General features: G+C 57.3%; 18 protein-coding genes. 9 read left to right on the top strand and 9 right to left on the bottom strand.

Annotated features, from left to right (window positions below; genetic code table 11):
• Positions 1–16 precede the first annotated feature (16 nt).
• The 9 genes from C5687_RS12675 (at position 17) to dsbG (ending at position 7446) form a co-directional block, all read left to right on the top strand.
• Positions 17–796 carry a hypothetical protein gene (locus C5687_RS12675; RefSeq protein ID WP_104557042.1) on the top strand — a complete coding sequence of 260 codons (780 nt, stop codon included), beginning with the start codon at positions 17–19 and terminating at the stop codon, positions 794–796.
• A 471-nt stretch (positions 797–1267) separates the two neighbouring features.
• Positions 1268–1939: a hypothetical protein gene (locus C5687_RS12680; protein WP_238380476.1), complete on the top strand. Its 672-nt coding sequence runs from the start codon at positions 1268–1270 to the stop codon at positions 1937–1939.
• A gap of 11 nt (positions 1940–1950) precedes the next feature.
• Entirely contained in the window at positions 1951–2379 is a 429-nt protein-coding gene (locus tag C5687_RS12685; RefSeq protein WP_104557074.1) for a WapI family immunity protein, read from the top strand.
• A gap of 130 nt (positions 2380–2509) precedes the next feature.
• Positions 2510–2929, top strand: a complete 420-nt coding sequence (locus C5687_RS12690) for a hypothetical protein (RefSeq protein WP_025756496.1) — start codon at positions 2510–2512, stop codon at positions 2927–2929.
• A 5-nt stretch (positions 2930–2934) separates the two neighbouring features.
• Positions 2935–3495, top strand: a complete 561-nt coding sequence (locus C5687_RS12695; RefSeq protein ID WP_082137933.1) for an RNA polymerase sigma factor — start codon at positions 2935–2937, stop codon at positions 3493–3495.
• An 87-nt stretch (positions 3496–3582) separates the two neighbouring features.
• Positions 3583–3954, top strand: coding sequence for a hypothetical protein (locus C5687_RS12700; RefSeq protein ID WP_047958637.1), 372 nt, complete (start codon positions 3583–3585; stop codon positions 3952–3954).
• A gap of 48 nt (positions 3955–4002) precedes the next feature.
• Positions 4003–6027 carry a protein-disulfide reductase DsbD family protein gene (locus C5687_RS12705; RefSeq protein ID WP_104557043.1) on the top strand — a complete coding sequence of 675 codons (2025 nt, stop codon included), beginning with the start codon at positions 4003–4005 and terminating at the stop codon, positions 6025–6027.
• Positions 6028–6034: 7 nt separating this feature from the next.
• On the top strand, positions 6035–6646 hold the full coding sequence (locus C5687_RS12710; protein ID WP_104557044.1) for a DsbA family protein: 612 nt from the start codon (positions 6035–6037) through the stop codon (positions 6644–6646).
• Between the two features lie 41 nt (positions 6647–6687).
• Positions 6688–7446 (top strand): thiol:disulfide interchange protein DsbG, encoded by a 759-nt coding sequence (dsbG, locus tag C5687_RS12715; protein WP_104557045.1) that lies wholly within the window; start codon positions 6688–6690, stop codon positions 7444–7446.
• A gap of 40 nt (positions 7447–7486) precedes the next feature.
• Here dsbG and C5687_RS12720 read toward each other — a convergent pair whose 3' ends face one another.
• From C5687_RS12720 to C5687_RS12760, 9 genes are all read right to left on the bottom strand, one after another.
• On the bottom strand, positions 7487–8779 hold the full coding sequence (locus C5687_RS12720) for a glycoside hydrolase family 10-like protein (RefSeq protein WP_104557046.1): 1293 nt from the start codon (positions 8777–8779) through the stop codon (positions 7487–7489).
• Positions 8780–8786: 7 nt separating this feature from the next.
• Positions 8787–9074, bottom strand: coding sequence for a VF530 family protein (locus C5687_RS12725; RefSeq protein WP_025756489.1), 288 nt, complete (start codon positions 9072–9074; stop codon positions 8787–8789).
• Positions 9075–9168: 94 nt separating this feature from the next.
• A complete protein-coding gene (locus C5687_RS12730; protein ID WP_104557047.1) occupies positions 9169–11343 on the bottom strand; it encodes a glycoside hydrolase family 2 protein in 2175 nt (724 codons plus the stop codon).
• The gene (locus C5687_RS12735; protein ID WP_104557048.1) at positions 11340–14006 is read right to left on the bottom strand and encodes a hybrid sensor histidine kinase/response regulator; all 2667 of its coding nucleotides are present in this window, start codon (positions 14004–14006) and stop codon (positions 11340–11342) included. The genes C5687_RS12730 and C5687_RS12735 overlap by 4 nt, the downstream gene beginning before the upstream one ends.
• 10 nt (positions 14007–14016) lie before the next feature.
• Positions 14017–14442, bottom strand: coding sequence for a globin family protein (locus C5687_RS12740; RefSeq protein ID WP_104557049.1), 426 nt, complete (start codon positions 14440–14442; stop codon positions 14017–14019).
• Positions 14439–15833: a DUF3131 domain-containing protein gene (locus tag C5687_RS12745; RefSeq protein ID WP_104557050.1), complete on the bottom strand. Its 1395-nt coding sequence runs from the start codon at positions 15831–15833 to the stop codon at positions 14439–14441. Before C5687_RS12745 ends, C5687_RS12740 begins: the two co-directional genes overlap by 4 nt.
• Complete coding sequence (locus tag C5687_RS12750) at positions 15818–17365, bottom strand: DUF3131 domain-containing protein (RefSeq protein WP_025756484.1); 1548 nt, start codon at positions 17363–17365, stop codon at positions 15818–15820. Before C5687_RS12750 ends, C5687_RS12745 begins: the two co-directional genes overlap by 16 nt.
• Entirely contained in the window at positions 17362–18681 is a 1320-nt protein-coding gene (locus C5687_RS12755) for a DUF3131 domain-containing protein (RefSeq protein ID WP_104557051.1), read from the bottom strand. The genes C5687_RS12750 and C5687_RS12755 overlap by 4 nt, the downstream gene beginning before the upstream one ends.
• Complete coding sequence (locus C5687_RS12760; protein WP_023344169.1) at positions 18678–20495, bottom strand: glycosyltransferase family 2 protein; 1818 nt, start codon at positions 20493–20495, stop codon at positions 18678–18680. Before C5687_RS12760 ends, C5687_RS12755 begins: the two co-directional genes overlap by 4 nt.
• Between the last annotated feature and the right edge of the window lie 241 nt (positions 20496–20736).

The following is a 20736-nucleotide window of genomic DNA, read 5'->3' on the forward strand; positions in this document are numbered from 1 at the left end:
TAAAAAAGGGGTTTTTATGGAGTGTAGATTAAATGAGTTTACTGGTAGAATAGAGGAAGTAATAAGAAAATCTATTAGTAACCACTCTGGCCATGAATGGGATGAGGATTTTATTACACGAAGCTTGCTTAGTGATTTTAGGACTGAGTTCCATCGTTTTAATTTGATAGGTAGGGATCTGAAAAGTAATATTAACTGGCAAGCATATAAACTTAAAGGTACTTTTGAGAATAACTTCGGGGACATAGCATTAGTAGTAAACATATGCTATAAGGACGGTACATCGATCAACGGGGTTGCTTTTTTAGAAGCAAAGAAACGTGACTGGAGGAAAACCACTTTCAGCGCAATGAAAGTAACTCAAGCAAAAAAAATACTTAAAAATGCACCACGCTCACAATATCTACTTTATGACTATGAAGAAATAACAAACTTTCTTAAGGGGTCATTATGTTCAGTAGAGATGGAACATTATTTTTATCGTAGAGGTTCTTACATTCCTTTTTCTGAAGTTACAAGAGCGGTATGTGTTCCTCTTAACCTTGCAGTGGTAACTAGTCATAAAGATACACTTCTTTATCGTCATGGACTTCCTCTATCTACGATGTTATCAACTCGATATTTTCAAGGATTAGATTTAGAGTTTGATGAAACAGCGAAAGGTATTGCCACTGGTTTTTTGAAAAAATTTGGCCTTCCTAAATTTATTATGAAAATAGACATCTTAGAAAGCGGTGCTGAGGCTGGAGATCAGGGCCTTAGTGTAAATGAGTTAGAGTATGTTCCACTTGACTAAAACTTAACAAAAGTATTTGCGGTGCTAGTCTCTAACTACTATTGCACCGTAAAATCGAAGCTGTGCGTATAAGCGACTTCAGTGCCAGTTTTCATTCTAAGCACAAGTTCTAAATTATATGCTTTGTTTGCTAAATGTGCTAATCATACTTTTGCCCACTCAAGGCATAAGCCCCGCTTAAGCGGGGCTATATGTAGTGCTGTGGTCAATGTGTGGGCGCTTCAGGAAATAAACCCTTTTATTTCATTATGTTGAAGTGGTTCAAAAGATTTGGAATAGCCTTTTTAGTTGCGGGTGTAATGGAGTAGGCCTACCAGTCAGGACTACACCAATTGTGGTGTACACATCCTCTCAGTAAGCCCAACGAATCGTTCATTTTCTGTGCAAATAAAGTTAACGTCATGAAAAGTGGAATGAAGCGATAACGTCCATTAAGATGACCGCAGCATTAACCCAAAAGGAAAATTGGAAATGGATATTGGATTAATTACAGATGAGCCCGGACGCTATTACGAGTTTCGTTCAATTCTACCGTCGGGTGAGTACTTTCAATTTCGCCCCCGTAATCCTCCACTGAACTCGCAACCCATCGTAGATGATGAAAGTGGAATGTGTATCGGCTTTTCCGTCGCTCAGGCACCCGGTTTATGGCAGATTTATGATGCTGATGGGGTGTTTATCAGGTTAGAAGAGGCGCCATTAGAAGCCCCTTTGTTTGACCCAACTGATCTGGCTTTAATCGCCTTTGGTGCATTTCGTCTTTTTCGTACAGGTAAAGCAATATTGGAAAGTGGTGTCAAAACCGCCTTAACCGTTAAACTCAGTGAGGCTACGGTCAGTCTCTTGCGTGGGCGCTTAAAAATGGGCTTATCTGCACGAGCCCTTAAGATGACAGCAACCCCCGCTAAACATATGCTGAATCCGGGGCGCTACGTCCCCTTACAACTCCAGGAAAAAGTGATTCGATACGGTAAAAGAACACCCGATCCGCAGAAGGCTTCAGGGCTTTTCCGATATGAATCTGAGATTTATAAGCTTGTGGAAAATCGGGCAAAAAAAGGAACCTATTTCTATAAAAAATATATGATAGAGGTCCTGGTACGCGAGAAAGACTGGACAATAACTCATTTTTTATACAAGTAATGGGGGTGGATATGATTGAAATTGTTAACGACAGGAAAACTTTACGGGTCACTCCCTTTGAACGAGAGAATACCCCTGACGTACCGCAGTATGACTGGATCCAGACTTATGTGGAGTACAACCTCCCTGAACTGCAGGCTCAGTATCGGGCATCTTTTAATGTCGGCGAGCTTAGTGCACTTAAAGATAAACTCACAGCTTTACATATAAGTTTAGTGAAAGGTGGCGAACCTCAGGAGGTCGTCTTTGATAGCACGGAAAACCAATTAAACCTTATATTTTCGCCATCATCTTTTGGGCGGGGCGTGTTGTTAACATTAACGCTCAGACCGGAAAACCCTGCCGAAAGTGTAGTGGTAAGTGACAGTTTGCATATTAATGAGAGTTACTTTCCGGCACTGCTTTCTGGACTGGACGAGATCATTAATTGGGGGGATTGATTCCCCCTAACCGCTATGACTCCAAATCCGACAGCACAAAAAATTTTCATTCACCCCAGCAATATTTCCCTCCCTCATCCGTCTACCTCATCACAAGCCATAATCAGTTTCGGTAAACGAGGTAAACACCATGAGAGATTTTGAAATGCACGGCAGAGGTCACGGGCGCGGATTTGGTCGCCACCGTATGGGCAAGGGCTTAGTCATTGGCGCAGTGATTTTCATCGTGCTCGGCCTGCTGGTGATGTCCCTGTGGAACGCCTTGCTTCCGGCGATCCTTGGCGTGAAGGCCATCGGATTCTGGCAGGCGCTGGGCATTCTGGTGCTGAGCCGCATTCTGTTCGGTGGACTGGGGTTCCGCCCGGGGATGTTTGGCGCGCACCGCCGCATGCACGAGCGCTGGATGAACATGACGCCCGAACAGCGTGAGGCGTTTATTCAGCAGCGTCGCGAAGGGTTTGGTCGCCACGGACGCGGTCACTGCGGCTGGCACGGGCATCGTGACGATAAGCGCGACGACGCCACGCCAAAAGCGCCGGAAGCAGAGTGAGCGAAATGAAAGCCGGGGAGGCGGGCGGATCCATGCTGATGTCGGCGCTCAATGCCTGCCGCGCCCGGCTGAGAGCCTTCATTCGCGGACGGACGTCCGTCCGTGATGATGCCGACGACATTCTGCAGGAAGTGACGTATCAGCTGATGAAAGTGGAACAGCCGGTCGAAAACGTCGCCGCCTGGCTGTTCCGCGCGGCGCGTAACGAGATGACCGACCGGGCGCGTAAAAAGCGCGAGGTCTCGCTCTCCGGCTATTTTACGGGCGATGACGACGAGGGTTTCCCGGAGGACGAGCTGGCCGAAACCCTGTTTGGCGTACCGCACACGCCGGAGGAGGAGTACCTCAAAACGCTGCTGTGGGAAGAGCTGGGGCAGGCACTGTCTGAACTGCCGCCGCCGCAGCGGGAGGTGTTTGAAAAGACCGAGCTCCACGGCTACAGCATTAAAATGCTGGCAGAGGAGACCGGCGCCAGCGAACAGGCGCTGTTATCCCGCAAGCATAAGGCGGTACTGTTTCTGCGCACCCGGCTGCGGGACGTCTATGACGCGCTAACGGGCGAATAGCGGCGACAGACAAAACCTTACACTTCCGGTACTTGTAGATTCATCACTATGGTTTATGATCGGGGCGTCTTCTTACTCTGGAATGTTATGCGCAACCGTCAGCTCCTCGGAAAATGGCTTTTGATTATCACCTGTCTGGCGATGGCGCTTTGCCTCGTGCAGCGTGCGGTGATGCTCAACCATTTTTTACAGGGACTGGATCCGCAAATTTCTCTGGTAGCTGACGCCCCGGCGCAAAACAGCGATACGGAACAGCCCGGCCCGTCGCCCTGTCAGCTGGGCGCGCACTCGCTGCTTTGCGCGCAGCCGCTGTTCTTCGACGGTGCGCTACCGGCCATTATTATCTTCTTCGCGCTGCTGCAGCTGGTTACGCAAGGGCGGGCGTTTGCGCCCGTCGAACAGCCCGTTCAGGCACCGCCTCCCCGAATACACCTGAAAAACTGCGTTTTCCGTGAGTGAAAATCATCGTCACCGCACGATAATTTTTCACTGTTCACGGAGTAAAACATGGTTAACCTCTTCAGGGGATTCGTCTTCCTGTGGCTGTCCTGCATCGGCATTGCCCATGCGGCGGACACCGGCTGGCTGGTTTCCCCCCAAAACGATCACGCCCGCATCCGCTTTCAGGCGGAGAGGGAACAAACGCACATTAAGGGCCTGCTCACCGTTGAGCTAAAACCCGGCTGGAAAACCTACTGGCGATCGCCGGGCGAGGGCGGTGTGGCGCCGAAAATCAGCTGGCCGGACGGCGTAACGGATAGCTGGTCCTGGCCGGTTCCGTCGCGCTTCGATATCTCCGGCATGACCACGCAGGGCTATCACGACAAGGTCACTATCCCGATTACGCTCGACGGGGTAAGGGGCGACACGCTCGACGGGACGCTCACGCTCTCTACGTGCAGCAACGTCTGTCTGCTGACGGACTACCCGTTGCACCTCGATTTTACCCAGGCTGCGGATGAGGGTTTCCGAAGCGCCTTCGGGCAAGCGATGCGCGCCGTGCCGGACACCTCCGGCGTTTCCGCCGATTTGTCGGCCTGGCTTTCTGACGGCAACCTGGTGGTGACGGGGACGACGGACGGGAAATGGGATAATCCAGGGATCTACTTTGACCCACTGGAGGGTGACATTCTGCCCGGCGAGCCGGTCATTAAACACGACGGCAATACGCTTCGGGTAACGGTCCCCGTCACCGATGAATGGGGCGATAAGCCCGCCTCGCTGAAGGGCAAAGCGCTGTCGTTTGTGCTGACCAATGGCGATCGCGCGCAGCAAACCACCATGACCGTTGGGACAACGCCCGAAGAGACTTCAGTGGTGGACGGGATCGGCAAAATGGTGCTGTTTGCGCTATTGGGCGGGCTGATCCTGAACCTGATGCCCTGTGTACTGCCGGTGATGGGCATGAAGCTCAACAGCATCCTGCACGCGGGCTCGGACGGCCGCACGATCAGGCTGCGCTTTCTGGCCACCAGCGCCGGGATCGTGACCTCTTTTATGCTGCTGGCCGCGATGGTCACCGCGCTTAAGCTGGCCGGCGCATCACTGGGGTGGGGCATTCAGTTCCAGAACCCGTGGTTTATCGGTCTGATGGTCGCCGTCACCTTCCTGTTTGCGCTGAACCTGTTTGGGGTCTTTGAAATGCTGCTGCCTTCTGCCGTCGCCGGGCGGCTGGCAACGGCAGGAGGGACGGGGATTGGCGGCAGCTTCTGTGAAGGGATGTTCGCCACGCTGCTGGCGACCCCGTGCTCCGCGCCGTTCCTCGGTACCGCGGTTGCCTTTGCCCTTGGCGCGCCGCTGCATGCTCTGTGGCTCATCTTCCTGATGCTCGGCGTGGGTATGAGCCTGCCGTGGCTGTTTGTCGCCCTGGTGCCGAAAACGGCCCTGCTGCTGCCAAAACCCGGCCGCTGGATGAACACGCTGAAAGTCGTTCTCGGCCTGATGATGCTGGCCTCCAGCCTCTGGCTGGCGACGCTGCTGAGCCTGCATCTGGGCGACAGGGTCACTCAGGTGGTGTTGCTGATGCTGGTCGCCGTCACGCTGGCGCTGTTCGCAATGAAGCGGCAAACGGCCTCGCCGCTGTTCTGGCTCGTGGTTATCGCGCTGTCGGCGTTCGGCGGATATCAGGTGCGCGGGCTGCTTAACGCGCCGCCTGACGCGTCGGCGCAAAATACCGCGCAGGCCATACCGTGGCAGCCGCTCAGCGAAGAGGCCATCGGGCAGGCGCTGGCGCAGGGGAAACGGGTGTTTGTGGATATCTCTGCCGACTGGTGCGTGACCTGTAAGGTGAACGAACATCGGGTGCTCAATCAGCCGGAGATCGTTGCCGAACTGCGCCAGCCGGACGTGGTGGCCCTGCGCGGAGACTGGAGCCAGCCGTCCGCGCTCATCGCGGCGTTTCTGGCGAAGCGAAACCGCTACGCCATCCCGTTTAACGCGGTGTATGGCCCCGGCCTGCCTGATGGCGAAATCCTCTCGCCGCTGCTGGACAAACGCACCCTGTTCACCACCCTGAACAACGCAAAAGGCTAACTGTACGATGAAAACACTCCTTATTACGCTTCTGTTTCTGCTGGCCCCGGTTCAGGTGTTCGCGGCCCAGCCGCTGACGCCGGACCAGGAGCAGCGCGCGCAGCAGATGATCGCTGATTTCCTGTTTAACGACCCGAACTCCCCGCGCATCGGCGCGAAAAATCCAAAGCTCACCCTCGTGGTGTTTACCGACTACAACTGTCCGTACTGTAAAAAATTCGATCCGTATCTGGAGAACATTGTCGAAAAACATCCGGACGTGGCGGTAGTCTTTAAGTTTTTACCTTTCCGCTCGGAAAGTTCGCTCACCGCCGCGCGAGACGCATTAACCGTCTGGCGTGCGCATCCTGAGCAGTTTATGAAACTCAACCATACCCTGATGGCGAAAAAGGGGTACCACGATGAGGCCAGCATTCAGGAGGCGCAGAAGCGGGCGGGCGTGAACGTGACGACGCCGGATGACGAGAGCCTGCTGACGATCAAGCGCAGCCTGATCGTCGCGGAAAAAATGGGGATCCAGGGCACGCCCGCCACCCTTATCGGCGAGGGACTGCTTCCCGGCTGGGTGCCGTTCGAACAGTTCGATGAAATGGTCAGTGACGCACTGAAAAACCGCTAACCTGAAGGGGGCGGAATGCCCCCGACAAACCGGAGAGGGAAATGAAAAAATTACTGTTACTTTCGGCGCTGGCGACGTCAGGGCTGGTACAGGCGGCTGAAGCCATACCGGATGTGGTGAAGCACTTCAGCGAGCAGCAGAACATTAAAATCATCAAGAAGCTGGATGCACCCGGCGGGGCGCCAGCCTGGCTGGGGCAGTATCAGGACATGGGCGTCACGCTGTTTATAACGCCGGACGGCAAGCACGTGATCTCAGGTTATCTTTATGACGACAAGGGGAAGAACCTTAGCGAAGGCTACTTCCAGAAAGAGATCTACGCCCCGATGGGGCGCGAGATGTGGAAAAAACTCAACGCGGCACATCCCCTGAAGGAAGGGGCGGATAGCGCCCCGCGTAAGGTCTTTGTCTTTGCCGATCCGTTCTGTCCGTACTGCAAGCAGTTCTGGTCCGAGGCGCAGCCGTGGGTGAAGGCGGGCAAGGTTCAGCTCAACACGCTGCTGGTGGCGTTCCTCAACCCCAACAGCGGACGTAACGCCGCCGCGATCCTCAATGCGAAAGATCCGGTGGCGGCCTGGCGCGAATACGAGCTTTCCGGTGGGAAAAAGTTGCCGAAGCCAGAGGGTGAGGCTTCCCGCGAAACGGTAGCGATACTGCAGAAGCACCAGGCGCTGATGGACAGCCTGGGCGCTAACGCCACGCCAGCCATTTATTATCTGAATGCGGAAAATGAGCTGCAGCAGGTGGTCGGTATGCCGGATGCGCAGCAGCTTGAGGCGATGTTCGGGCCGAAGCCGTAAATAGCCAGGCAGAAACAGGGCGTTTCTGCCTGGTTGTCATTCAGCCACCCCAGCGTCCCTTCAGGTAATTCACCGCCTGCTGCGTCTGCGGGCGGTTGAGGTAATCTTCCCGGAACAGGATGGTGCCGTTAACGTTAGGCAGCGAATCGTTGAGATCGAGCTGTTTTTTCAGCTCCGGCACGCCGCCCTGAACCGTCCAGTCTGGCTCATTTTTCGACGGCTCACCCACCTTGTAGAACGCAATGCCAATGTACAGGCGCGTGTGGGTCGGCTTCACCACGTCGGCCCACCATCTGGTCAGCACGTCGTAGCGCGCAGCATCCCGCGAGAAGGGCCAGTAAATTTGCGGGGCGATGTAGTCCAGCAGGCCCTGCTGAACCCACTGACGCGTATCGGCGTAGGATTCATCATAGGCCGCGGCGCCGCGGGTGTCGGAGCCTGCCGGGTCAAACGAACGGTTACGCCACACGCCCGCCGGGCTGACGCCGAACTCCACGTCGGGCTTTGTCTGTTTAATCGCCCGGGAGACCTGGACAATCAGCTGCTGCGTGTTGTGTCTTCGCCAGTCGGCTTTGGAGGTAAACCCCTGGCCGTACTGCCGCCAGGTCTGGGAATCATTGAGCGCGGATCCCGGCGATTCTGCATAAAAGTAATCATCGAACTGCACGCCATCTACCGGGTAGTTCGCCACCACTTCGGTGACCACTTTGGTGATCCAGTCCCGCACGTCGGGAATGCCCGGGTCGAGCACAAAGCGGTCGCCCGAGATGCGCACCCACTCCGGATGCTGGACATAGACGCTGGACGGGGTCTGATAGGCCGTCCGGTTCAGGGCGGCGATGGTGGACGGTTTAGTATTGGTCGACACGCGGTAAGGGTTGAACCAGGCATGGACCTTCATGCCGCGCTTGTGCGCTTCATCGAGCATAAACTGCAGCGGATCGTATCCCGGATACTCACCGATATTGCCCGTTAACGTATCTGACCACGGCAAAATCTTTGATGACCAGAGGGCCGTGCTGTCGGGTTTCACCTGGAAAAACACCGTATTAATGCCGAGGTGCTTAAGGTTGTCGAGCTTTGCGATCAGCGCCTGCTTTTGCATCGCGATGCGTTGGTCCGCGCTGCGGCCGTTCACCGAGGCCACCGGGGGCCAGTCGAGACGCGAGACGGTCGCCAGCCAGATCCCGCGCATCGGCACGTTTGCCTGCTGCGTCGGTTTGCTGACGGTGGGAAGGGGGGTAACCAGTGACTTTGGCGGTTTTGAGGAGCAACTTACAAGTAAAAGTGCGCAGGCAACCAGCGCACCAGTCCGTTTTACGTGTCGCGTCATTTGCGTATTAGCTCTTGATAATCCGACTGTTGGCCCAGGGATTAAAGGCGGGCGCTTCCTGTTCTGCGTGTCCCTCATCGTTGAGAGAGTCCAGATACAGGGCTTCAACCTCCGCGCGCGCCCACGGGGTACGACGCAGAAATTTCAGGCTCGATTTAACGCTGGGGTCTTTTCTGAAACAGTTAATTTTGATTCGGTCGCCCAGTTCGTGCCAGCCATATTTCGCCACCAGGGCGTTGACCATCATCTCCAGCGTTACGCCATGCAAAGGATCTTTGGAAATATGTGCAGTCATAGGCGTCCGGATGTCTCGATTTTTAGGGGATTGGGGTAAACGCTGAAAGGGTACAAGAAAGGAGGGGAAGCGGCAATTTTCCTTTTCCCCTCGCTCACTTTATGACGGACTCCGTGCGCTGATTTTCGCCGACAATTTTTCCCGCGCTGTTTTCAATCTTAAACCGAATCGACACGTCGTCCTGGCCCACGGGCGTGGCAGTGACCGCTTTTACCATCGTTCCTGAGTCTGCTGCGATCGTCATCGTCGTCGTGCCTTTTGCCAGCAGCTTGTCGCGCTGGGTGATGTGCCAGCTCAGACGACATTCGCGGCACGGTTTCCAGGTGTCGTTGATGGCCCACAGACGCACGGTCGCCGCCGCGCCGGATTGCCACTGCGCCGTGACGGGTTCAATAGACGGCAAAACAGGCTGGTAGGCGCGTTTTAAGGCGTAGAACCCGGCTTTAGGCTTACGCAGGTAGTCCACTACGCCCCAGTTGATGGAGGGCCAGGTTTCTACAAACATGAAGTGGAACAGGGCCGTCACCGGCTGGTAGCGCTGTCGACGATAGCTCTCTGCCGCCGTGGCCACCAGCTGCGACTGGTACGCCTGAGTATTGCGGATCATCGCCTGAATGTTGTCCCCACGCGAAATACCGGCAAACTTAAAGGTCTGGAAGGGCTGAAAATTATGGTATTTCCAGACGGTCCAGCCGGGATCGTCAGCGGCGGTCGTTTTGGGCCAGAGTGACGCCGCCGGGATGATGGTTTTTAGCGTCGACAAGCGGGGAAGCGCCTGCGCGCCGAACTCGGTGATGATCCCCGTTTTGGCCGGAGCAAGCAGGTTCCGTACGGTACCAAAGTACCAGCCCGCCCAGTAATGCTCCTCAACGGCGGAGAAGCGGTGCACGATGCGCGAGGTATCTTCGGCAAGCGTATCCGCCACCTTTTGCGTGAGCTCGCGATTCAGATCTTTATTCCAGTCCGGGAAGCGTTTTTCCATCCACGGCGAGTTCCACGGCGGTTCGTTATGCCCGCCCCAGACGATGATGGCGGGGGAATTACCGAACTGTTCGATCATCTCCCGCGTCTGGCGAACCGCATTTTCCGTGAAAGCCGCACTGTTGTTGTAGCCCCACTGCAGCGGAACATCCTGCCAGATCATCATGCCCATCTCATCGGCCACGTCATACAACGCACGTCCGGCAACGTGTCCGTGCACGCGTATGGCGTTGGCGTTCATGGCTTCCACCAGACGAAGATCGCGACGGTATTTTTCTCGCGTCATGGTGCTGAGCCAGGGGGATCCGATGTAATTACTGCCCTTAATGAAAAGGCGTTTGTCGTTAATGAGCCAGCCCTTATTGTCGGGCTGCTCGACGATCTTGCGCAGCCCGGTGCGGGTGACCGCCGTATCCATCAGGCCGTTTTCATCCCGCAATGCCACGCGAATGGTATACAGGTGGGGTTTTCCGGTACCGACGGGCCACCACAGTTTTGCCTTCGGCATGGGCAGCGTCAGCTGCACGGAATGGGCGCCGCTTTCGAGGGTAACCGGAAAGTCAGCCTGATAGGGCCTGCCGCTGAAGTTGGCGGGCGTGGCGGTGAGACGCACGGTCGCCGGGCCCTGACCGAGCGCGCGATAGCGAATGTCTGCTTTCAGCGCGGGGTGCATCAGCCCCTGTGACCAGTCTGGCCGCAGGATGGTCTCATCCAGGGTAGCGCCTCGGCTAAGATGCAGCCTCACCGGCGCCCAGATGCCGCCCGAGTTGGCGTCCTGTCCTTGCGGCGACCAGGCCCCGCCGGGACGCGTGTCATGCTGGTTAAGGATCCCCTTCATGACCGTTTTATGCAGCGGCCAGATCTTATTGGGATCTTCGTAAGGGCTGTCCACCCTGACCACCAGTCGGTTGTGACGTTGTAACGCTTGACTGGCATCCAGCGAAAAGCGCTGAAAATAGCCCTCATGCTGGCCGAGCGGCTGGCCGTTCAGGGTGACCTCGGCCAGGTAGTCGACGCCGTCAAACACCAGAGTGCTCATTACATCGGGCGGCTGCACGGGCAGGGAAAACGCGTGCTTGTACCACAGCGCGCCCTGGTGATCGTACCCGGCGCTGTACCAGTTGGCGGGGACCTGAAGCGGGCGCCAGCCTGATGCGGCAGGACGCGCGCTATCATTGGCGTCCTGAACCTGCCATTCTCCGGCCAGAGACCAGCTGACCGGCGCAGAGTTCGCCACCGTATGGGTGGTCAACAGGGCAATGAGCAGCGCGCAGTTGCGAGCGATCATGCGTTTACCCCGCGCGCGTTGAGCCACGCCATCAGGCGCAGCGATTCCTTATGAAGCTGCTGGTTTAGCGCCGCAAGCTGTTGCCCCTCCAGCGTGTGCGCCTCGCTCTCCAGCGCCTGCAGCTGACGGGCGAGTCGCCCGAAATCCAGCGTGACGGCTTCTCCTCGCAGCTTGTGGGCGCCGCGGCGCAGCGCTTCACGATCGTCGCTGTCGATAGCCAGGGTGATGGCCTTCATGGCCTCCTCCAGCCCTTCGCCAAACAGGGCCAGCAGCTCCTGGACCAGAGCAGGGTCGTCAGCACACTGCTTCAGCAGACGTGCTTCATCCGGGAAGGCGGAAGGGTCATCGTGGCGCGGGAGCACGCGAGCAATCTCCTCAGCGAGACGCTCCTGGCTGATGGGTTTGGCAATGTAGCCGTCGAAACCCATCTGAAAACAGCGCTCTTTATCCCCCTGCATGGCGTGTGCGGTCATGGCGACGGTGGGCTGAGCCGGGCCGGGCCGGGCGCGTTCTTCTTCACGCAGCAGGCGAATGGCGGTCTCACCGTCCATCTCTGGCATCTGAAGATCGATCAGCAAAACGTCCCACACGCCCGCGCGCCAGCGTTCCAGCAGTGCGACGCCATTATCGACGATCTGACAGGTGTGCCCGAGCCGCTCAAGCAGGCGCGCGGCGACCTTCTGGTTGACCAGATTATCTTCCGCAAGGAGGACCCTGAGCCCGGCGGTGTCCGGCGCGACGGTGGCTGCGGGCGCGCTTTCACTCACCGTCTTTGGCGCACGTTCAAACGCCGCGGCAATCGCCTGATGCAATTCATTCTGGGCGATAGGTTTATGCAGGTAGTTCTGGATACCGATCCGCTTCAGCATATTGATATCAAAATGTCGGCTCATGGAGCTCAGCATGATGATATGGCTCTCAGCAACCTGCGGCAGCACCGAAAGTTCGAGAGCCAGCGACACGCCGTCCATATCCGGCATCTGCGCGTCCAGCAGGATCAGGGGCCATGCCGTTCCCGTTTTAACCCGGTTGATGGCCTCGCTGGCGTTATTAACGCAGGTGGGTTTCAACCCCATCTGGCTGAGCATGGCGGCCAATAGCCGCAGGTTGGTCGCGTTATCATCAACCACCAGCACGGGCTCCCCGTTAAAGCGATGGCTATGAGGGCGTTCCTCCGGGCCAGGCGCCTGGGCCGCAAGCGGTAGCACGAAGGAAAATTCGCTGCCTTTCCCCGGCTCGCTGGAGACCGTTAATTCGCCGCCCATCGCCGCGACCAGTCGCGCAGAGATGGTTAGCCCGAGCCCCGTACCGCCATAGCGGCGGGTGGTAGAGTTATCCGCCTGGCTGAAGGCTTCAAAAATGGCTTTCTGCTTATCTGCCGGAATGCCAATGCCGCTGTCGCACACCCGGAAACGCCATCGATCCGTGTTATCCGCGGGCTCAACAATCAGGATAACTTCACCCTGATGGGTAAACTTCAGCGCGTTACCCAGCAGATTGGTCAGGATCTGGCGCAGCCGCGCGCCGTCGACAAGCAGCACGTCGGGAACGTCGGGCGCAATATCGACCAGCAGCTCAATGCCTTTTTCGCTCGCCCCCGGCATGTGGGGGCGAATAAGCGACTGAATGAAGGGGCGGACCGGGACGGGCTCCGCCTCCAGCTCCACTTTACCGGCTTCAATCCGGGAAAAGTCGAGAATGTCGTTGATGATATGCAGCAAAGACTGGGCAGAACTCATCACCAGCGTCAGGTAATCGCGCTGATCGGCGCTGAGCGCTGTATCCAGGCACAGTTGGGTCATGCCAATAATGCCGTTCATGGGGGTGCGAATTTCATGGCTCATATTCGCCAGGAATGCGCTTTTTGCCTCATTGGCTTTTTGTGCCTCAATGGCTGAGGCGAACGCCTGAATTTCAGCCTCCTTACGGCGCGTAATATCCTGCAGCGTGCCAATCACGCGCTCGGCGTTTCCCTCAATGGAGAGCGTGACCACCTGGCCGGAGAGCAGCATCCAGCGCAGACCTTCGGTAGGGTGATGCACGCGAATTTCACATTCAAAGACCGGACGATGATCCTGCTTCGACGCGTGCAGCGCCTTGCGCAGCGCAGCGCGATCGTTCTCGTGGACCTGATTGAGCAAAAAACGCACCGGATATCGCCACTGGGTGCGCGACTGGCCCAGCATGGCAAGCAGGGTATCGTTGACCTGGAGCGTGTCTCCAGAAACCTGCCAGTCCCAGATCCCGATATGGATGGATTCCGCCGTCAGCAGAAAATCGTCATGCAGTTGATGACGTGCCCGCTGTGCTTCATCCAGCTCCGTGACATCGCTGTGCAGGCTGACAATGCCACCGTCCGCAAGGCGCTGGTGCTGGACGAAGATCCGCCGCTGGCCTGCCTGCCGCACTTCGCAGTGTTTATCCTGCCGACAGTTGCGCACGATCGACTCGCGCAGCGTCAGGCGAAGGCCGGGATCTACGTTGTAAACGGCGTCGATAAAGCGTTCCGCCAGCGACTCCAGCGTTGTACCCACCTTCAGCCACGGGGTAATGACCGGATAAAAAAGGGCCACGTTGTGATTCCAGGCCTGCAGGCGTTCCTCGCGGTCATAAATCATGACGGCGGCCGGCAGCGCGTTAAGATCGTACGTGAATGCGCTCATCGTGATCCTCCTACGCGCGGTAGTGCAGTTCTGCCTGTCGGCGCAGGTATTCCAGCCCGGGCGCGATCGCCATGGCCCAGGCCGTCAGGATCTCATCGTCGCACTGCGGATCGCGCAGGCTCACCGCGTTCAACATCGCTTCGCGCCACAGGGCGAAAAAACGCGGCGGGAGGTGAAGACCGTCGTCACTTTGCTCCCGCGCCAGGCACTCGAGAAAATCAGGCACGATTAACGCGCCGTCTACCGCAAGCATGGCGAAGAAACTCTTAAACAGAGTCTGCTGACCCTCGCTATCCGGCAGGCGAGAAAAATGCTGCTCCGTCTCGGGTGACATATGGACGAAGGCGTCATAGAACGTCTGAAAAAACGCCGTTTTATCATTATCCGGAAAGACGCGGTTAAGACTGGATTCAAACAGATCGCGGTAAAATTTCACGGCGTCCTCCTTACGGCATTTTCGCCCGGTATACAGTGCCCGACGGGCGTATAGTCATCTGCCACACGGCGCGTAAAGTAGCTCTCTTTTTTAGCCCGGCGGGCGTCAAACAGGGGGCCCGCGTTGTGTTTAAAGAACAGGGCTTCCAGCACCGTGGCATTGGTGGAAAGGGTGAGCGCAGCGTTAGTATCGCCCGTGGCTTCCTGGCGGCCTTCGTACCAGCCTTTTTGCGGATCGTTAAGATGCTTTGTCACCGACATCAGCACTTCGGTGTACGGGGTGTCCCACAGGGCCCACAGGGCAAAGACCGCTTTGGTCGACACCTGTGCGAAACGGGTGTAGTCCCGGCCATCGTCACCGACAGAGTTCCAGGCATAGCCATTTCCCCAGACCGTATCCTGGATATGCCAGGGCGCCTGCGGGAGCGAGAAATCTGCCCTGGCCGTCAGGATCTTATCGGTCTCCCAGCGGCTCTTCTGGCTCAGCCAGACGTTTTCGGCCTGCTTGCGCAGGTGCTTTTGCCGATCGGCCGCAACGCCTTCGGGCTCCCAGCCAAACTCCAGGCCCGGCAGCATATAGGGAAGGGTGGTGATCAGGGAGGGCTGCCACGTGGTGCGCGGATCCCGGGCATCAACAGCCAGACGCCGTTGGGCGATGATGACGTGGTGCGCCGGGGGCGTAAACGCTTTCTCCGGGGAAAACCCCCACAGCTGAAACGCCGTTGCGGCATATTCGCTCTCGCCCAGGCGCAGCTCCTCGCGCACCACCGGCTGGCCGTTTTGCAGGGAAGATGACCACAGTTCGCCTGCGCCGTCGATGACCGGACAGAAATTCCAGCGCAGGATGATTTTATCGAGGTATTCGCTGTACTGCGGTTCCCGCTCTGCGGTAAGGCGCAGGGCGAGCATCAGACGCGCCATGTCGCGCGCGGACCAGCCATTTTTAACGGGCTTGCCGCTAAAGTCGATCGGCGTCGCCGTCTGGCTGGAATAGAGTCGCCCGGGCGTCCGGGCCTCGGTCAGCATCAGGCGGTTGAGGGTGCCCATCAGCCGCGTCAGGCGAGCGTCATACTCGACCTCCTCAATCAGCCCCAGCTCTTTGGCCGCCAGCAGGGCGATAAGCGTATCGCCCATTTGCCAGAGCGTGACGCGGGGCTGTTTGTCGCTGCCGTTGACCAGCCCGGTTTGCGGCTGGGTGTTATTGACGAAATAGCGCCAGGCGATCGCCGCCCACGTCTGCTCTTCCGGCGTCAGGGCGGCAATACGCGCGCTCGAGTGCCAGCCGCCACTGATGAGCCAGCGCCAGCCTGCGCCCTGATGGGCAAACAGCGCAAAGACGATCGCGCCTGCAAGGAGTAATCCCGCAAGACCTCTGGCTATGGTTTTAAGCATTGCGCAGTCACCGGAGGCAGTTTAACGGGCTCGTCCACGCTGCATGACGCGCACTGACAGGCCTGGCAGGCGGGTTTGGTGCGCTGCGTGACGCCGGTCCGGTCGCACCAGCTTTTTACGGCCGGGGTGCTGGCAAGGAACGGGCGGCTGCGCAGCGCGTTGTTCTCTTCAAACTGATCGAGCAGCTTTCGATCCCACAGCGACGGGGCAAAATCCTTGCTCTTCGGGTTGTCGGTGTTGAAGGCCAGCAGTTTTCCCTCTTTTTTGAACAACAGGGCCTCCAGCATGATGCCGTTATTGTTCGCGGTGAACTCTTTGATCGGCCCGTCGCCGTTTTCATACAGCCCTTCGTAGTAGCCTTTTCCCTCTTCGTTGGCATTCTCAATGGTGTTCAGCAGGCGGTCGGTATAGGGGGAGTTCCACAGCACCCACATGCCCAGCGCCGCCTTCAGCGAAATCGCGGCAGCGTTAGGGACGAACTGGCCTTTATCGGTAATGGTGTTCCAGTTGTACCCGTCGCTGAAGACGGTGTCATAGACGAAGTAAGGGGCCTTATCGAGCTGGTGCTCGGAGCGCGCGGTCAGGACGCCGGTAATGGTATAGCGGTTCTCCTGAGCCTGATAAACGCGGTCGGCAAAGTTTTTCATCCACGTCAGGGAGTAGTCACGCGGGGCGTTATCCCGGTCGGTCGGTTTATCAAAGCCGAACTCCAGCCCATAGAGCAGGTAGGATTCCGTCACCACGTAGTTATGCTGCGACGTGTTGCGCGGGTCGCGCGTATCGTACGGAACCAGCACGCAGTAGATCTCGGCCAGCTCGTAAGGCTGCGGACTGCTGGCTTTGCAGGTATTGAACCCCCACAGCTGGAAACCGGCCGCGCCGTACTCTTCATAGCCCAGTCGACCTTCCTGAACGTACTTCGGCTGGCCGTTCTCCAGATAGGCCCCGTACAGCGTGCCGCAGGGGTCGATCGCGTGACTGAAATCCCAGCCGAGCACCACGTTATCAATGCTGTTGCCGTATTCCGGGTAACGCTCCTTGATGATTTTCAGCCAGACCAGCATTCGCCCGATATCCAGTGCCGAGAAGCCAATTTCGCCGGGCTTGTTGGTGTAGTCCACCTTCTGGCCGCTGATGGTGTTATAGGCCTTGTTGGGCAGCTCGTTGCGAAACAGTACCAGGGTGTTTAACGTGGCGAGAAACTTCAGCATCCGGCGGTCAAATTCCGCTTTATCAATGATCCCCAGCTCGCGCGCCGCCGTAAGGGCGGCCAGATAGGAGGCGCTGTCCCACATGGTGGTGGAGGGATATTTGTTGACCGCATTCACCAGACCCGTCGTGGGCTGATAGTTGGTGACGAAATACTGCCAGGCGTTTTTCGCGATGGTCATCTCTCGGGCGGTCAGCTCGCCGCTGCGCGGGGAGTAACCTGATGCAGGGAGCTCGGTATCCGCACGCACGGTCGATAGCGCCAGCCAGCAGATCGTTATTCCCGTGAGCAGGTGGAAAAGGATCGGGAATCGTGGCTTCATGGCGTTGCTCCTGCTGAGGGGTATGTGTAGAGGCAGGCCAGACAGAGCATCTGGCCATGCGCGATGTAAGACAGACTTTCCAGCACAATGGCGTTGGTATCGGCGTCCACGACGTCATTGACGCTGTTGTTGAGATTTAACCCGCGCTGCCAGCCTTTACCCGGCACCTGAAGCGCCAGAACCTGCTGGCGCAGCGCTTCGCTCCAGCTGTTGCGGAAAAGGGCATACCAGGCAAACGCGGTGCGGGTGGAGGTAATCGCCACTTTCTCCGGCACCTCGTCGCGCAAGTTGCGGGCCTGTACCGGCTGCCTGTCCGGCAGATCGTTAACGTAATCCGGCGCGGGTTCGGCATAATCCGTGCTGACGGGGGGTTTTGGCGTGCGCAGGCCATGACGCCGCTGCTGGATCTGCATAATCCGCCACGCAATTTCAGCGCTCTGCGCATCAAAGCCCAGCTCAAGCCCGGTTAACAGATAGGGGAGACTGATCAGCGAGGTTTGCTTGCCCCAGGGCGTGCGAAGCCCTTCATCGGGCACCATTACGCCATCCAGATCGATCATCTTTTGCCCTTCAGGGGGATTGGTCACCGCGAGGCCTGCCGCGCTGTCTATCAGACGCAGCGTATGGCTGGCATAGAGACGGTAGCCAAAAGTGTCCCGCTGTTCATCGTCGGCCAGCGTCCAGTGGTGGAGCGGCACCGCCGCCTGGCTTTGGGTGCTATTTTCAATCAGCGCCGCGGTGCGCCACACGCTCAACAAATCGCGGATGGCCGCCGTGTGCTGGGGATAGCGCCAGAGCAGGGTCTGTAATGCCGACAGCAGCCGGCTAAGACCAATTGCGGAGGCGTCAGGTTTGCCAAGGATCTTGAGCGTGTCCGCATGGTAATAGGCGGCGGGGAGACCTTTGTCATTGAGCGGCAGTTGCCCCAGCGTGAACACGGCGGTGCTGACCCTCTCATCAAACTCATCGGCGGAAATGATATTGAGCTGCTCTGCGGCAGCGGTCGCAAACAGGTAGCTTCCCACGCTCCAGAGGCTCAGCCAGGGTTCACCGTCGCTGGCATTCGCCAGGCCGTTTGGCTGGGTATTGTTCACGTAGTATTGCCAGGCGACCCGCGCCCAGATGGCTTCGTCATAGGTCAGCGCCCGTTTTGTGGGCAGCGGCGGGAAGTCTTTACTGAGCGCGATGCCGCCGCTGCTTTCCACGCGCGTGGGCATCTGTTTCTCCACCCAGACCACAATGGCAAAGCCGATCAGGAAGCCGAGCAAAATGGTGAGGTAGCTGCGCGCGGGCAGCAGGGCGTCACGTATCCTCATTGGGTGACCTCGTCCTCTTCAGCGGGCGTCCACATGGCCGCGAAAATCAGCGGCAGCATGGCGGCGATGTTCACTCCTCCCCAGAAAATATTGATGACGTAGCCGGAGGGGTCGTCCACCTGTCCACGCGCCACCTGAATACCGCCCCAGATAAGCCCTGCGAGGGTCAGCACCACGATGGCAATCTGCGGCTTCACCAGGTAGAGAAAACGGCCCGTCTGCCGCTCTTTTGGCGTGACGTGAAATTTGATCTGTTCGCCCCGCAGCACCGTATTGAGCGCGCGCAGGTTCATGGAAAAGAAGGAGAGGTATGAGGCTCTGCCATCCCAGGCCGAGATCCCCCAGGTGCCGAACATAAACGCCAGTTCAGAGAAGATAAAAAACGGGAGAAAGTGGAGATAGAACGGCGTCGACCAGGCGGACACCGGCGGAATGCCGGTGAATAGATAGATAATGGGTGAAATCAAAAACACCGTGTTCCACACGCAGGCCATGTAAGACCAGAAGGTGGTGGCATACATCAGCGTCTGGGGGAGTGAAAGCCTGAAGCGGCGACGGCTGAAGATGTTGTCATGGAACAAAATATCCAGCGAGCCGGCGGCGTACTTAAAGCGCTGGATCATCCAGGTGAGCATATCCTGCGGAGAGAGCATCTTCGACTCAACCCGCGGATGCATAACCGAGCGCCAGCGTCGTGCGGCGTCGCCGTGCAGCAGCACCGAGGTGTAAATATCTTCCGAGACGTGGAATTTGTAGGGGGTAAGCTCGGTGTCAAACGCCACGTGCGGACGCATTGCATTCTGCAGCGCGTCCCGGGTCTCCTCATCGCGAATGTCGCGCGTATGACGATGGATCTCCTCTTCGACGGACCAGACATAGCTTCTCAGCGCGGCCTGCATGACCGCCTCGCGACGGTGAATGGACGCTGCGCCGCAGCAGAAAGCCGCGTTCGCCCAGTTGCGCCGCCGCAGGATCACGTCATAGAACATGCGCGGATCGTTAAAAAACGGGTCGCGGCCAATCGTGATCGGGCCAACACACTTTTGAATCAGCCAGCCCAGACCGTAGCCCACTTTTCCGGCCTTTCGCTGGCCCCAGCGCGACAGATTTTCCCCTTCCGGAAGATCGAAGAACCACTGCGGCGTCTGCACCCAGGCCACGTCCGGGTCGCGGAAGTAGCCCAGCGTATGGCTGAGCAGGGTGGGAAATACCCGGGTGTCGGCGTCGCAGATAACAATAAAATCGCCGTCGGTTTGCTCAAGGCCGTTGCGCAGGTTGCCGGCCTTAAAGCCGATGTTGGTCTGGCGAGTGATATAGTTAACGCCTTCCTCTTCACAAACGGCTTTCATCTCCGGGCGGCGGCCGTCATCAAGCACGTGGATGCGGTAGTCAATCGGGAACGGGTACGTCATCTTCAGGGCATCGCGAATGGACAGCCTGACCAGCTCGGTGTCTTCCGAGTAGGTGGCAATGAACAGATCCACCTTGACGGGACGGGGCTCTACGGCCTCCTCAGGCGACAGGCATTCGTTAATTTCGCCGGGCGGCGGACTCTGAGGAGGATCCTGTTCTTTCCACAAATTGATGGTAAACAGCACGGTGCCAATCCACGCCAGGGTTTCGGCGAGGACCAGCGGAATGGCATACCATAATGCGTCAGTATTCAGGGAGGCGGTCCAGCGCCAGTAAATATAATTGGCACCCAGAATAAGCGCCGCGACCGCTAACACCTGCCAGGTGAACATGACCCAGCGCGGTGTTGTTAACGGTTCCGGAGGACGACGATGTTCAAAACGGGAAAAATAAAAATCCATAGTTCCGGCGTTCCTGATTCCGTGAAAATGCAGACCCATTCTGCTGCGCAGACAGTTGCCCAAAAGCGAAAGAAAATAGCGATTAAACAAGATTTAAGATAAGTGTAGAACGCCGAATAAAAGTGTCCAGCCACGTTTTTATTAATATTTAGCGGTGGTTAATTCAGCTTAAATTCTGCTTAATGATGTTTCATCGGCCGTCGATAAATTGCGGTTACTATTCCTTTAGGCTATCTACTTT

The organism is Enterobacter sichuanensis (assembly GCF_002939185.1).
Lineage (GTDB): Bacteria > Pseudomonadota > Gammaproteobacteria > Enterobacterales > Enterobacteriaceae > Enterobacter > Enterobacter sichuanensis.